Source organism: Chamaesiphon sp. OTE_75_metabat_556 (assembly GCF_031378165.1).
GTDB lineage: Bacteria > Cyanobacteriota > Cyanobacteriia > Cyanobacteriales > Chamaesiphonaceae > Chamaesiphon.
The window spans coordinates 1-13864 of sequence record NZ_JANNDR010000422.1 but is presented as its reverse complement, the minus strand read 5'-3'; the positions used below and the strand labels follow the sequence as shown (position 1 = coordinate 13864).

Below are 13864 nucleotides of genomic sequence, written 5' to 3'. Positions count from 1 at the left end.
TGGGCGTAAACGCCGAAATCATTTGGTTCGCCATGTTGCTAATTCCCCCGTTGCTGATGCCAATAGCGTTGCACTAGCGAAAAGCGAAATCGATAGGCTCCCGCGTCATTTCGACAAATATAATGGTCTTGTTCTAACAGGTTGAGAGTCGAGCGAAAAGCTTCTTTATCCAAATCTGGTGTCTGAATACTCACCCGATTCCACCAGTCACCGATCGTTAATGCTGATTCTGGAGCTAGTTCGTCTAACGCTAGGAGTGCCAACTTGGCATTTTCTCCATAATAGCTACCAATGCGCTTTTCAAAGTAGCCTAGATCCCAAACATCATACTGACGCACCGCTGCTTGCAGCATCGCTTCTACTTGTGCGACATCGATTGGTTGAGCTATCCCTTTGAGTCTGGCAACACTATGATGAATATAGAAAGCATTGCCATCGACTGCTGAGGCAATCGCTTGACTTACTGCTGCCAGATCCTCAGTTGCCACTTTCTCGCCAATCAACAGATCCTGTGCCAGTTTCCACGCATCATACTCAGCCAGCGGCTCTACTTCTACAGGTGGCAAATCGTTAGTGGGTGCATTCCGATATCCTTGCTGCCTTAGCTCTGCCACCACATGATGTAAACCAATCGATCCGGTGTACACCATCCGAATTTGGGGATAGTCTTGGCGGATCGATCTTAAAGTATCGAGTACTTCCATTGCGATGCTAGCTCCTCGATCCTGCCGGATGTTATCGATCGCTAGCGGCAACTCATCGAATAAAAATAACCAGCGTTCTCGATCTTCGACTTGGGCAGAAAGATCCCGCACCATGCCTTGAAGATGTTGTTGCCAAGTCAAATCTGGTTTGGGTAAGCTGAGTCCGGCAATCTTCTCCCCGCCCAATCCCCAGTTTTTGAGCAGTTGCTGAACTTTGCCCTGCCATTTCTGGCTGTTGCCAAGATCTTCACTAACCTTATTGAATATCTCCCGCACCAAAGCTTCGGGCGATCGGATATTCTCTAAGTCCCAATAAAATGCTGTTACCCCTGGTGGCTGCTGTGCTAGCATTTTCCGCAACACGCTGGTTTTACCCATCCGTCGCTCGGCTGTCATCATCACGCTGTGACGCTCCAATTTATCCCACAGATCGGCGATGAGTGCATCGCGCCCTACCACTTCTGCTGGTGCCAGCCCACCGCCAGGATTAGTTCTCATAAAATAGATAGTAAAATCAACACATATCAAAAATAACATATATTAATTTTACTGTCTATTTGCATCGCGATCCAAATTTCCACGAATCGTTGTCATATTCAACTATTTCGTCGCGACTACGATCTTGCCAGTCATGCCAGCTTCAGTATGTCCAGGAATCGTACATCGTAACTGATAGCTTCCCGGTTTCATCGGCACCAACACCCAAGCAGCATTAGTACTCGGACGTAATTCTAATTCTTGAATCGCGCCTTTGATTTCGACATTACCCGCATCAACTTTTTGCGTCCAACTATTACTGGCAAATTCTCGCGCCGTGAAATAGTGTTTTTGAGGACTGGGATTAGATAATAGTAACTTGTATTTTTTACCTGCGACTAATTGTATTTGACTAGGGAAAAACGTGAGTTCATTAGCAGTATTTCCCAAACTAATTTTTAGCTCGCTCGGGGTAGCAACTGGCAATGGAACTGCCAAAGCAGGTAATACTTGGCAACTGTAGATCGCGACTAACGCGACCAGGCAACAGCACCAAAACCTGAGACTGTCGATTAGAGATCGCATAATTAACATCCTGACGATCGTGAGCCGTCATCGAACATGACTTTAGAATACTGGCATTGGGATGGAAAAAAGCAAGAATATCGCTAAAGCTAACAAGATAAGCAAGCCACGTTCGATTCTCTCAGAGAGAGGCTTCGCCAACGATTTGTTGTCAGTTCGCTTTTCCATGTGAGATTCAATCTCCTTGATAGTTAAGAGTTGGTTGAGGGAGATGTGAGTATTTCCCAGGCAGCTTTAGCAGCTTTCGGCACTCGATCGTCAATATCTTCCACTAACTCGCTAGCAGTATGCCAGCTTCGATCAGCTTTAGCTCGCAATACTTGCACCGATCGATCGATACTGTGATGGGTTTCTTCAGTTAAATCAGTGGCAGATTGGATCTTCACCTGCGCTAACCCTTTGAAAGCGTCAACCAATGCTTGAGCAGCCCGATTTACTTCACTCAGTTCATCAGTTGCTGTCGGCGGTGATATCGTTTGCAGTTCTACTTTCGGCTCGATTATGGTTTCTGGTTCGGTAGTCATAATCATGTTTCTCCAAATCTTCATTTGCTTTAGTTCGTCCGATGATTCCGTCACTCCTAATTACTTTCAGGCTAAGGGAATACGATGAGGAACTTGTGAGGAATAAGGAAAAAATCGATCGGTGAAGCTATCGATCGTGCTACTTGATTTGCCTAGTACTTTACGTGTTGCGCTGATTTGCTCATTCCGTCCGTCCACACTCTAGCTAGACAGTGCCCAATCATTGCCAGTCAACAGTTGAGGGATTTGCACAGTGGGGGATATTTGTGGCAAGTCGCGAGCAGGTAATTCGATCGTAAAGCAGCTCCCCGCATTTTCAATACTATAGACACTAATTTGACCGCCATGTAACTCCACAAGTTGCTTCGCTAAAATTAGCCCCAGCCCGTTGCCTTCATGTCGTTCTCCTAATAAATTAGTGATTTGGACAAAGGGCTGGAAAAGCTGTTGGATATTTTCTGAAGTAATGCCGATCCCAGTATCAGTAATTGCAATCCGAACACAGGAAATATTTTCGCTATTTGTCAACATTGCTTTGGTGACACTCAATGTGACAGAACCAGCATCTGTAAATTTAACAGCATTGTTGAGTAGATTCAGGATCGCTTGGCGCATCTGACTTTCATCGATCGATAGCTGCGGCAGATTGGGTTCGATATTCAATATTAACCTGATATTTTTCCGATCGGCTAGTGATTGGATTGCAACTAAACAAGATCTACACAGATCTGCAACTGCGATGAGATCGAGATCCAATTTCAATTGGCCAGATTCAATATTTGCTAACTTGAGAGTGTTATTAATTAACGATTGGAGATGATTACCATTGTACTCGATCCTAGCTAAATCATCGATTTGTTGACCATCAAGTATTCCATGGTTCTGTTCTTGCAACCGTTCCGTTAATCTCAAGATATCATCGATCGGTGTCCGAATTTCTTGACTCATGGTCGATAGGAACAATCTTTTCGAGATATTAGCATTTGCTAAGGCTTCATTAGCTATTCTCAATGAGGCGGTTTGTTCAGCTACTTGCTGTTCGAGATTTTGAGTTAGCAGCCGTAACTGGATGTGGGTTTTGACTCTGGCTAAAATTTCTTGTTCTTGAAAGGGCTTGCTAATATAGTCTACGGCACCACAATTAAACCCCTTAATTTTATTATTGAGATCGATCAAAGAAGTCATGAACACGATCGGAATATCGCAAGTTTTAGAATTTGCTTTGATCCGATCGCAGGTTTCAAATCCATCAATTCCGGGCATCCTCACATCTAGCAAAATCAAATCGGGAGATCGGCGTTGCAGCAGTTGTAGGGCTTTTTCTCCACTGGTAGCGATCGCGATTTCATAGCCAGCATCCCCCAGCACCGTAGAGATGGTATCTAGGTTAGCGGGCGTATCATCGACGATCAGGATTAGTCCACTTAATTTAGTTGTCATGACTGAGTGAGTTTAATAATAATGGGGAAAATAGGGATTTTTGGAGGAATATTTCGATCCGATCAATCTGGAATTCCTTGGCTAATTTGATGATTCGCATCGTAAATGGTTGATAAAGAATATTTTCTTGCCCAATTTGTTCGGCTGTGGCAATCAATTTATGAACCATTCCATCCTGAGTCAGTTCTAGTAAAATTCGTAAATCGATGGGAGAGGGTAAAATTAGCTCTATAAAAGATGATGACTCATCTTCCCGTGACAGACTGTGATTTGAGTTAGTTTGATCGTATTTCCAGGTGAGTTGTAAGTGTTTGGCTAATAATGGCAATAACTCATTGATTTGGAGTGGTTTGGCGAGAAAATCATCACCACCAGCGGCTAGGCTCTGTTGCCGATCGATTTGGGCGACTGATGCCGAAGAAACCAGCACTTTCAAATGCTGGAGATCGCCATCATTCCGTAATTGCTGAAGTAATTCATAGCCATCCATAACGGGCATCACTAGATCGGTAATAATCAGATCGGGGGAGAGTTTGGCGATCGATTCTAAACCCAATTTGCCATTTTCAGCTTCGGCAACTTCAAAGCCCAAAGGCGTTAGTAAATCGACTAAGACCGATCGATTTTCCCAATGGTCATCAATAATTAAAATCTGGCGGCGTGTGCCCTCATAGCCAATAATTGTGGGTGTATCTTCGATCTGCTTTTGCTCGATCTCAGTGGTACTTGTCAGCGGTGTTATTTCAAACCAGAACTCACTCCCTACACCCACTTGGCTGTGGACTTGAATTTTACCGCCCATTAATTCGACGATTTTTTGACTAATTGTTAATCCCAAGCCAGTACCTTCCGACTGGCGCGATTTCTCGCCGACTTGCTCGAATGCTTGGAAAATGTGCCCGATTCGATCGGCGGCAATTCCGACTCCAGTATCAGTAATTTGAAAGCGGATCGTCGATAATTCAAGATTTGTAATTGTGACAGCAAATGTTACTGATCCTCGATCGGTGAATTTAATTGCGTTACTCAAGAGGTTGATTAATACTTGTCGGAGTCGTTTTTCGTCAGTGACAATATTGTTAGGTAAATTCGGATCTGGCTGGTAAATAAATTCAATACCCTGGCGATCTGCTCGAACACGACAAATATCGACCACATCCTGTAAAAAAGAAGACAGGTAAACTTCTTGAGATATGAATTCGAGTTTGCGTGCTTCGATTTTGGCAATGTCTAAAATATCGTCGATCAGGGTGAGCAGATGAGTACCGCACTGGTGAATGATATTAACGCCATGCTTTTCTTTGCTAGAAAGCGCGATCGAACGGTTGAGAATTTGGGTATAGCCTAAGATGCCATTCAGGGGAGTACGCAGTTCGTGGCTCATATTTGCCAAAAATTCACTTTTGGCTTGATTGGCAGCGTCAGCGAGTAGTTTGGCTTGGTGCAGCTCACAAGTGCGGTTTGCGACACGGCTTTCTAGCTCTTCATTCATTTGCTGAAGTCCCTGTTCGGAATAATACAGTTCGGACAGAGTGCTTTCTAGTTCTTGCAGTTGTTGCGATAGTTGTCGATCGCGGGCGGTTAGTTGCTCCGCCATTTGGTTGAAACCCTGAGCCAGCACACCGACTTCATCTTGGGTATCGATCGGAATGGCAATACTCAAGTCGCCAGCGGCTAACTGCTGAGTAACCTGAGTAAGGTTTTGAATCCGCCGACTCAGCGATTGGGTGACACGAAATCCCTTAATGCTTACGCCACTGACGAGTATTCCACCTAATAAGCCAAAGCCGATCAGCAACAACCATAGCTGGCTTTCTGTTTCCTCGGTTTCTGTAGCTTTGTTGAGAATCGCAATTTTCAGCGTTGCTCGATTCTCCACGGGAGAGGCTCCGCCAACGAAACTGAGTATTTCGACTGTTTTAACGAGGTAGTCTTCACCCGCAATTGACATCCAACTCGATGTGTTACCCTGGGGGAATTTCCATTGCCGACGGCGATCGATCTGTAGCGTCGATGCTGTCACTTGTTCGCCTTCAAAAGCTACAAAATGCATCGATGTATTATTCCGAATTTGGTTGAGCAGCGCGTCATCAACAGCATTCCCGACTATCAAACCAGCAAGAAGTTTGGAACTAGATTTAATTGGAGTCAACCCCACCAAGGCAGACGAATTCGTATTTGTAGTTGTCACTACTCCAGACAACTCTAGCCCAGCCTGAGCCGAACGATTGACATCATCATCATTTAATTTTGCTGCGCGGAGTTCTCCTTGCTGTAAACACAATAAGCTGTCGCCATTAGGAGCGATAATTTTCACCAAATCTAGCTCGAATGTAGCTTGAATTGGCAACAATATTTGTTGCAACCGGGCACGATCCTGAGTCGCAACGGCTCTGATAATATCACTATTGGTACTAATCGCCCTGGCTTTCAAGTTGAGCGTTTCTTGCCGTAATTGAAGATTGATTTGCAACGAAGCAGCAAAGTCCTCTACCTCTTTTTGGGCATTTTGTTCGAGATTATTTCTGGCAACTAACCCAAAGCCCAAAATTCCCACAGTCCATAAGCCCAGGAATGTGGCTAATAACGGTGACAATAACTTGACTGCCACCGAGAGTCGTGAATAGCGAGCAATCAAATCCATCGCTACTGCCCGCTCGATTGGTTAATAACAGGTAGAAAACCAGCCCGCTCGATCGCGCTAATTGCTGGTGGACTAGAAATATATTGAATAAAGTTTTGGGTTGTTGCTGCCGCATTTTTATGCCAAACGATCGCGATTTCGCGCACCATTGGATACTTATTAGCCTTAAAATTGGCTGAGGTGGGTGCAAATCCGTTGATACTGAGCCGATTGACGGGTAGCTGATGGGAAATGGCGTAAGCGAGAGAAAAAGCACCAATACTGTAGGGCATACTTTCAATTGCCCCAATCAATTCCCCCTCTTTGCGAAACACCACCGCCCTAGGTGAATTCTTCAGATCTTTTCCCAGGTAATATTTACGCAAAATCTGCTTGGCAGACTCATCATCAGGTCGATCGAGCAGGACAATCTTAGCATTCGGGCCGCCGAGTTGTTGCCAGTTGGAGATAGTGCCACTATAAATATCCTGAAGATTTTTGGTGGTTAAATTTTTGACTCCGGTAACACTCGGATGAGTAGCAACTAGCAACAAATCTTGGACAATCTCACGAGAATTCAAAATGCTGCTATGTGTTTCCTTTTTTAAAGCAGCTTTGGAAATTGTGCCCACATCCACAACTCCCAGCTTAATCCCCTCAATGATGCTTTCAGATTGTCCTGGTTTCAGTTGAATGATTTTGACATTTTTGTGGCTCGGTGAGTAGTTGGTTTCCAAAAGGGTGAGTAACCCCACTGTGCTGGTTGAGCCACCAACCTTAATCGAGACGGGGGTTGAGGTTGTCGAATTTAGCTGGGCACTATTAGTTTGTGTGCAACTGCTCAGGGACAGCAGCATCAGCGCACCGATCGAAAAAACAACTAATTTTTGTGCCGTCATCGGTAGTACTGGTGGGGTAATCAAGGATCTCGATCGGGATTTAAGCTTAGGATTCCCAAATTTTGGGTGATTACATCATTTTTTGTCAGCATTAAATGCTTCATGGGAAGTGACGATGCCAGTCGGAATTTCTGTACCGAACGAAATGGCTTGGAAGTATTCAGGTGGAACATCAGGAAGAACGAGTGCTGGCTCTGGCTTAAAGCCAAAACGACCATAGTAGTTGGGGTTGCCCACCAAGACGCAGCCGCTGGCTGCTAGTTTGGATAACTCTGTTAGTGCCTGTTTCACGAGTTGAGAGCCAATTCCCAGACCTTGGCGATCCGGTGTGACAGATATGGGGCCAAGAATATACCAGCCACTACTACCATCGGAGATCGTAATTGGCGAAATTGCTACATGTCCGACGATCGCACCATGATCCTCGGCGACCAAGGACACAGACAGCATTCCCGCTTTACGTAAGGCGTTAGCGATAAACTGCTCGGTGTGGCTGGTATGTGGGGCGTTGAGAAAGGCTGCCTCCGTTACTGCCGCGATCGCTGTTACGTCTGAGGGTGATTCGCTGCGGATCTTGATGGTCATGGCGATCTTGCTCTCAAGGCTAAAGATTGATTTCAATATGGGCTGCCAACAATGCCGCCGCTAACGCACGCCTGCCCACAGCATCCGCTCTGCCGATCGCGGATCGTCCACAACTGCCGAGGTGAGATCGAAGCGCATGGCTGCTCTGCGGCTAAGATCGTACTTTGGCCAACCGCAGTCTCCATTTGTGGCAAATGCCACCCAAGCGGCGTGCATCTTGTCCGCAAGCTGTTGCGGCGGATTAGTTCCGAGCAGCGGCCCCATAAACGGCTTGAACTTCTTGTCAAGGGTGTCGAAGACGAAGGCAATCTCCAGCCCATGACAGGCTCCGAAACGTCCATCGAACTCCGGTGATTGCCAAGCGAACTCATACACATAGGTAGCCGAGCCACCCAGCGCGTGGGCATCGGCCAAGCGAATCGCGGGAATCCGCCAGTACCAGTCAGTCTGGATCGCCGCGAGTAAGTCGCCAGAGCAGGCACCTGGATGTAAGGCACGATAGGCGAAGAGGGTTTCTTCCACGGGGAGTCCGTAAGCTGCTACAGCACTAGCTAGAAAATCGGGGGTAACTCGTTGGCGTAGCCTCCGCTTTGCGGAATCGATCGCGCCACCAGGTACTAGCATCGCTCGATGCTCGTCGGTGTTGGTGCCGACCATGATGTCGATCCCCGCACCAGCCCCAGCAGCAATCCGATCGAGCGGCGGTGAGGGAATAACGTCCCCATCGACTACTGGCTGCCACAGCAGCATGGCAGACACTACCTCACTACCCCAGTAATCAGGGTCGGGGTGTGCGGCCAGCTCGGCATCCAACTCTGCCTGAGCTTGAATCAGGCGATCAACAGGAACCAATGAGATCGCCGCTCTAGTTGCCGCAACGCCAAGCTGTGTGGCCAGGTGCTGGCCGACCCGCAGCGCGGTCGCAGCCGAGATCGTGTGATGTGCTGCCCCACTCTGGGCAATTGCTCGGCAAAACAGCCCCTCAGCACGCGGCATCGCCAGCAGTGTAGCGACACTCATCGCCCCAGCCGACTCGCCGCAGATGGTGACGTTATCGGGATCGCCACCAAAGGCGGCAATGTTCTCCTGTACCCACTCCAGGGCGGCGATCTGGTCGAGCAAGCCGAGGTTGGCGGTGCCATCGCCCAGATCGAGGAAGCCCTCGGCACCGACACGATAGTTGATGGTCACGCAGACGATGCCGTCGCGGGCAAAGCGGCTGCCATCGTAGGCTGCACCCGTTCCAAATTCAAATAAACCGCCATGAATCCACACCAGCACCGGATGCCCGATCGATCCGAGGTCAGAAGACCAAATATTCAGGTTCAAGCAGTCCTCACCAGGGATATTCGGGTTTGGGAGCAGATCGTCGAGTGATGAGGGAGCTAGTGGCTGAGGCACTGTCGGGCCAAAGTTCAAGGCATCTCGCACGCCGCTCCAAGCCTCAACTGGTTGGGGTGGGAGGAGCCGATTCGCTCCAAATGGTGGTGCTGCATAGGAAATTCCCTTGAATGAGTGTACGCCATCGATCGCACTGCCGCGCACTTCACCCTGCCTGGTCTTGATGACTACACTATTAATAACTACATTCATCGGTAGATCTCTCTGCTATCAACTTATAGATCGAGAGTAAACGAACAGTTTGAGGAACTTGTGAGAAACATCAAAAAACTCAAGTGGTCTTCAATTCTAAATTTCTGCCAATTCTCGCATCGCGATATCTGTAGACAAGAAAAAGCGTTCGCGTTGCGTCGGCTCTGCCGAATCGCGACCAACATAATCTACAAAACCAATTTTATTGAGCTTATCCATCACTGGCTCTTTAACTTCAGCAAAGTAGAATTGGATGCCCAAGCTTCTGAAGTCGGTAATTAAACTCTCTAAAAGTTCCAAAGCACTAGCATCAATTAAATTAATCGCACTGCAAACCAACAGCACACTTTTGATTTCCGATCGATCCGCGATCGTTTGAGTTAAAAAGTTTTCTAAATACTTGGCATTTGCAAAATACAAACTGGCATCCACCCGCACCGCCAAAACTTCCGGGCTGGTTTTGACATCGTAGCGCAACACATTCCGAAAATGTTCGGAATCCCCCAACCGTCCGACGATCGCGATGTGGGGATGACTAGTCTGCCACAGATGCAACGCTAAAGCAATCAGCGCACCCAACATAATCCCTTTCTCTACACCCAACGCTAATACCGCTCCAAACGTGGTCAACCAGGCGATCGCATCGCCCTTGTCATACGCCCACATTCGCCGCAGCGTCGCGACATCAATCAGCGTATAAACCGCCGTAATAATTACCGCCGCCAAACAAGCTTGGGGTCAAAAGTAAAACAGGGGCGTGAGAAACATCACCGTCACCGCCACCAATACCCCCGTGACGGTCGAAGCTAACCCCGTATTCGCTCCAGCCGCCGAATTCACTACCGATCTACTCACCCCACCCGTTACCGGATAGCCCCCAGTTACAGACGCGCCTAAATTAGCGATACCCAAGGCTAATAATTCTTGATTAGGATCGATCTTTTCTCGCCGTTTGCTAGCTAATGCCTGTCCGCCTGCATAGCCTTCCATATAGCCAACTAAACTAATCGCCAACGCTGCTGGGAGTAAGGACTTTAAGGTTTGCCAATCTAACAATGGGAGCGTCAAGGACGATAATCCAGCGGGAATATTGCCGACAACTTTGATGCCTGCGACTCGATCTAAATGTAGTCCCCAAACTAATAAAGTGCCGAGCATAACTACTACTAACGGCGCACTTTTAGAGATGGGTAAAATTTGGCGATCGCTCCAACCTCGCTGTTGTAATTGTTTTACCAAAGGACGATTGAAGTAAACTAAAATTCCCACACTGGCTGCCCCTAAAGCCACTGTCAGCCAATTAGTTTGCGAGAGATTGCGAATGATTAATGTTACTAATTCACTAAATGATTCCGTCGCCGGAATCTTTAAACCGAGTAAATGTTTGACCTGACTAAAGCCAATAATTACCGCTGCACCGCTAATGAAGCCCGAAGTAACCGATCGACTCAGAAAGTTGACTAGAAACCCCAACTGCAACACCCCCATGACAATCTCGATCGCGCCCACTAAAAAAGCCAGGGTGACAGCCAAGGCTAAATAGGCTGAGGGCTTCTGCGGCGAAAAATTGGCAATCGCCGCTGCTACCATTAAAGAATCTACTGCAACTGGGCCGACTGCTAACACCCGACTTGTGCCAATTAAGGGATACAAAATAGCTGGGAGAATGCTGGCATAGAGTCCAACTTGGGGCGGCAAACCTGCCAATAAAGCATAAGCCATGCTTTGGGGAATCAACAAACTCGTGACAATAATCCCCGCCGTAATATCCCCAACTAAGAACTGCGATCGATAGTTCAATAACCAATCCAAAGCTGGAATATAGCGGCTGAATTTAGTTATTAGTAAAGGTTTCTCGATCCTAGATTTAGACATGGCAACCCAATCCTGTAAGCGCAAAGCGCAGGCTACGCCAACGGTTAAGCAAATATTTACTCTAGTTTTAGTCCGCGCAGGCGGACTTTGCAACATTAGCAGCGGTTTTAACCGCTGTCTAACTTTACACTTTCTGGTTGTAGGGCAATTTTGCCAACAACATCGCCATCGCACAGGTATCGGTGATTCCGGCAAACATCAATCCCACCCCGACAAATCCACTCAAAATCAGAAATGCAGGAGATACAAACACACCCAACATCGTCCCTGTAAATACCAAGGAACCCGCGACAATTTGCACCTGTCGCATCAAACTAATCGGGGCATTTTTGTTAACTTTAGTTGGTAAACCTTGCTCTTTCCAGTCACCGATACCACCACTGAGATGGATGACTTCCAGATGACCTGCTGCCAAGAGTTTTTGAGCGGCTTGTTGCGATCGATTACTCGTGCGGCAATAGAGGACTAAGGTTTTATCAGGATCGGTAGGCATTTGTGTCGGATCGAATTTAGACAAAGGTAACAAGATCGATCCTGGAATATGTTCGCCTGCATGTTCAGCGGGTTCGCGCACATCTACTAACAACACGGTGTCTCGTTCGATCCAATCTTTCAGGGTTTTGGCATCCACGAGTTTAAGCTGATTTTCAGTCGATGATCCAGGGGAGAGGCTACTTGTAGTGAGCGGAGTCGAACTCCGCCAACGATCAACACTATTTTTAACTTGAATCAGAGTATTTTTAGTTGTCATAATAAATATATAATTTGGAAATATGTTGCTTAATAATTATCAATTATCAATTATCAATTATTAATTAATTTAAACCATGCTAGCCATTCTGCCGCACCGCTCATTTGCGGGTACAGCTTCGGCGATTTTTTTAGGATTGGGTAGATCGAGATTATTCATAAACTCGATAAACTGAGCGCGGTTGCGTCCGACAAACCGAGGATTCCATTGTTTCTCTTCGCCGATCGTCGAAACCGTATTACCTCTGTAGTCATGACCTGGATAAACCAGCGTTTCGTCAGGCAAGGTAAACAGGTGTTGAGTCACTCGATCGTACAAAGTCCCCGCATCGCCACTTTGAAAGTCCGTGCGACCACAACCGCGAATTAGCAAGGCATCGCCAGTCAGCACCTGAGTTCCATTCACAAGGTACGCCATGTGACTATCAGTATGACCAGGAGTTGCGATCGCCTGGATTTCAATCTCTCCTACCCGTAACACTTCGCCATCCTGCACTGAACGGCTAGCACAAGCAACATGGGCATGTTCGGGCACAATCCCTTCACAACCCGTTAGTTCCCGCAGCTTGCTAGTTCCGGTAATGTGGTCGGCATGAATGTGGGTTTCTAGACAAAATTTCAAGGTCAGACCCAACTCCTTGAGCCATTTCTGGTCGCGATCGACTTGTTCTATGACCGGATCGACCAGCGCAGCTTCTTTGGTTACGAGGTCGGCAATTAGATAAGTATAGGTACCAGTCTCTGAATCGAGCAGTTGACGAAATAGCATCAGATCTCAACTCCGGTGTAGTTTACAAGTGGGCAAATCAATTAAATTTACTGTATTCTTATATAGTAATATACTTTTATGATATTTGCTAGAGGGCTAAAATAATTGTTTGGCAGTCGATCGTGCTAAAAGGATGTTTGGAAATACGGAGAGTATAAAATAGCTAGGCAAGCCTACGTAGCACAAGTCGGATCATAGCAATCCAAAAAGCTCGGTAAAAAAGGAGCAGAGGGTTTAGTCGGTAGTTACTGGCTACTGGCGATCTTTGGTGTAGTGATAATTTTATTCTGCTTCAGGCGATCGATCGTCGCCCAGGTTTTGAGGTTGAGCACTCGATCCAGTTAAGATTGTGCCTGGTTTGCCATCTTCTTCACAAAGTCCTCAACTTATTTGTCTAGTCTGAGAGCAATAAGATTTCCGGTAATGCTCACATGGAAAGCGTCAACCTCTCCCCGACTTTTGCTATCCTAGATGGCAACGAAGCAGTCGCCCGCGTTGCCTATAAATTGAGTGAAGCGATCGCGATTTATCCGATTACTCCCGCGTCGCCGATGGGTGAATGGGCAGATGCCTGGGCTGCGGCTCATCAACCCAATCTCTGGGGCACTGTTCCCGCTGTATTTGAGATGCAGAGCGAAGGAGGAGTTGCTGGCGCAATTCATGGTGCATTGCAAGCGGGCGCACTATCAACCACTTTTACTGCCTCCCAGGGATTGTTATTGACGATTCCCAATTTATATAAAATCGCAGGTGAACTGACAGCTACCGTTTGGCATGTGGCGGCGCGATCGATCGCCACTCAAGCTCTCTCGATCTTCGGCGATCATAGTGATGTAATGGCAGTGCGATCGACAGGTTGCGCCCTATTGTGTTCGTCATCAGTACAAGAAGCGCAGGACTTAGCCGCGATCTCTACCCGTGCTACTCTCGGCTCGCGGATTCCCTTTCTACATTTTTTCGATGGGTTTCGTACCTCTCATGAGATCCAAAAAGTCGCGTTGTTAGACGATCGAGTATTACAGGCAATGATTCCTAGTGAA

Annotated in this window: 12 protein-coding genes and 1 pseudogene; 1 reads left to right on the top strand and 12 read right to left on the bottom strand. The window is 47.1% G+C overall.

What is annotated here, in order from left to right; all coding sequences use genetic code 11:
* Positions 1-38: 38 nt before the first annotated feature.
* The 12 genes from RMO27_RS17190 to RMO27_RS17135 form a co-directional block, all read right to left on the bottom strand.
* Positions 39-1202, bottom strand: coding sequence for a hypothetical protein (locus RMO27_RS17190; RefSeq protein WP_309734734.1), 1164 nt, complete (start codon positions 1200-1202; stop codon positions 39-41).
* A gap of 102 nt (positions 1203-1304) precedes the next feature.
* Positions 1305-1766: a plastocyanin/azurin family copper-binding protein gene (locus RMO27_RS17185; RefSeq protein ID WP_309734733.1), complete on the bottom strand. Its 462-nt coding sequence runs from the start codon at positions 1764-1766 to the stop codon at positions 1305-1307.
* A 191-nt stretch (positions 1767-1957) separates the two neighbouring features.
* Positions 1958-2290: a hypothetical protein gene (locus RMO27_RS17180; protein WP_309734730.1), complete on the bottom strand. Its 333-nt coding sequence runs from the start codon at positions 2288-2290 to the stop codon at positions 1958-1960.
* 201 nt (positions 2291-2491) lie between these two features.
* Complete coding sequence (locus RMO27_RS17175; RefSeq protein ID WP_309734729.1) at positions 2492-3730, bottom strand: hybrid sensor histidine kinase/response regulator; 1239 nt, start codon at positions 3728-3730, stop codon at positions 2492-2494.
* The gene (locus RMO27_RS17170; RefSeq protein ID WP_309734728.1) at positions 3720-6374 is read right to left on the bottom strand and encodes an ATP-binding protein; all 2655 of its coding nucleotides are present in this window, start codon (positions 6372-6374) and stop codon (positions 3720-3722) included. Before RMO27_RS17170 ends, RMO27_RS17175 begins: the two co-directional genes overlap by 11 nt.
* A gap of 2 nt (positions 6375-6376) precedes the next feature.
* Positions 6377-7252 (bottom strand): substrate-binding domain-containing protein, encoded by an 876-nt coding sequence (locus tag RMO27_RS17165; RefSeq protein WP_309734726.1) that lies wholly within the window; start codon positions 7250-7252, stop codon positions 6377-6379.
* A 75-nt stretch (positions 7253-7327) separates the two neighbouring features.
* Positions 7328-7837 carry an N-acetyltransferase gene (locus RMO27_RS17160; protein ID WP_309734724.1) on the bottom strand — a complete coding sequence of 170 codons (510 nt, stop codon included), beginning with the start codon at positions 7835-7837 and terminating at the stop codon, positions 7328-7330.
* A 60-nt stretch (positions 7838-7897) separates the two neighbouring features.
* Positions 7898-9430: a carboxylesterase/lipase family protein gene (locus tag RMO27_RS17155; protein WP_309734721.1), complete on the bottom strand. Its 1533-nt coding sequence runs from the start codon at positions 9428-9430 to the stop codon at positions 7898-7900.
* Between the two features lie 96 nt (positions 9431-9526).
* Positions 9527-10156: an STAS domain-containing protein gene (locus tag RMO27_RS17150; RefSeq protein WP_309734719.1), complete on the bottom strand. Its 630-nt coding sequence runs from the start codon at positions 10154-10156 to the stop codon at positions 9527-9529.
* Positions 10157-10168: 12 nt separating this feature from the next.
* Complete coding sequence (locus RMO27_RS17145) at positions 10169-11401, bottom strand: SulP family inorganic anion transporter (RefSeq protein WP_309734716.1); 1233 nt, start codon at positions 11399-11401, stop codon at positions 10169-10171.
* A 28-nt stretch (positions 11402-11429) separates the two neighbouring features.
* Entirely contained in the window at positions 11430-12056 is a 627-nt protein-coding gene (locus RMO27_RS17140; RefSeq protein WP_309734714.1) for a rhodanese-like domain-containing protein, read from the bottom strand.
* Positions 12057-12125: 69 nt separating this feature from the next.
* On the bottom strand, positions 12126-12824 hold the full coding sequence (locus tag RMO27_RS17135) for an MBL fold metallo-hydrolase (protein WP_309734713.1): 699 nt from the start codon (positions 12822-12824) through the stop codon (positions 12126-12128).
* Between the two features lie 431 nt (positions 12825-13255).
* On the opposite strand from RMO27_RS17135, the pseudogene RMO27_RS17130 reads away from it, so the two are divergent.
* Positions 13256-13864 (top strand): annotated as a pseudogene (locus RMO27_RS17130) (pyruvate:ferredoxin (flavodoxin) oxidoreductase); the annotation flags it as partial.

What these genes read in the sequence shown, in the direction of transcription:
- RMO27_RS17190 (WP_309734734.1), bottom strand. Translation starts at nt 1,202, where the DNA reads ATGAGAACTAATCCTGGCGGTGGGCTGGCACCAGCAGAAGTGGTAGGG.
- RMO27_RS17185 (WP_309734733.1), bottom strand. Translation starts at nt 1,766, where the DNA reads ATGCGATCTCTAATCGACAGTCTCAGGTTTTGGTGCTGTTGCCTGGTC.
- RMO27_RS17180 (WP_309734730.1), bottom strand. Translation starts at nt 2,290, where the DNA reads ATGACTACCGAACCAGAAACCATAATCGAGCCGAAAGTAGAACTGCAA.
- RMO27_RS17175 (WP_309734729.1), bottom strand. Translation starts at nt 3,730, where the DNA reads ATGACAACTAAATTAAGTGGACTAATCCTGATCGTCGATGATACGCCC.
- RMO27_RS17170 (WP_309734728.1), bottom strand. Translation starts at nt 6,374, where the DNA reads ATGGATTTGATTGCTCGCTATTCACGACTCTCGGTGGCAGTCAAGTTA.
- RMO27_RS17165 (WP_309734726.1), bottom strand. Translation starts at nt 7,252, where the DNA reads ATGACGGCACAAAAATTAGTTGTTTTTTCGATCGGTGCGCTGATGCTG.
- RMO27_RS17160 (WP_309734724.1), bottom strand. Translation starts at nt 7,837, where the DNA reads ATGACCATCAAGATCCGCAGCGAATCACCCTCAGACGTAACAGCGATC.
- RMO27_RS17155 (WP_309734721.1), bottom strand. Translation starts at nt 9,430, where the DNA reads ATGAATGTAGTTATTAATAGTGTAGTCATCAAGACCAGGCAGGGTGAA.
- RMO27_RS17145 (WP_309734716.1), bottom strand. Translation starts at nt 11,401, where the DNA reads ATGTTGCAAAGTCCGCCTGCGCGGACTAAAACTAGAGTAAATATTTGC.
- RMO27_RS17140 (WP_309734714.1), bottom strand. Translation starts at nt 12,056, where the DNA reads ATGACAACTAAAAATACTCTGATTCAAGTTAAAAATAGTGTTGATCGT.
- RMO27_RS17135 (WP_309734713.1), bottom strand. Translation starts at nt 12,824, where the DNA reads ATGCTATTTCGTCAACTGCTCGATTCAGAGACTGGTACCTATACTTAT.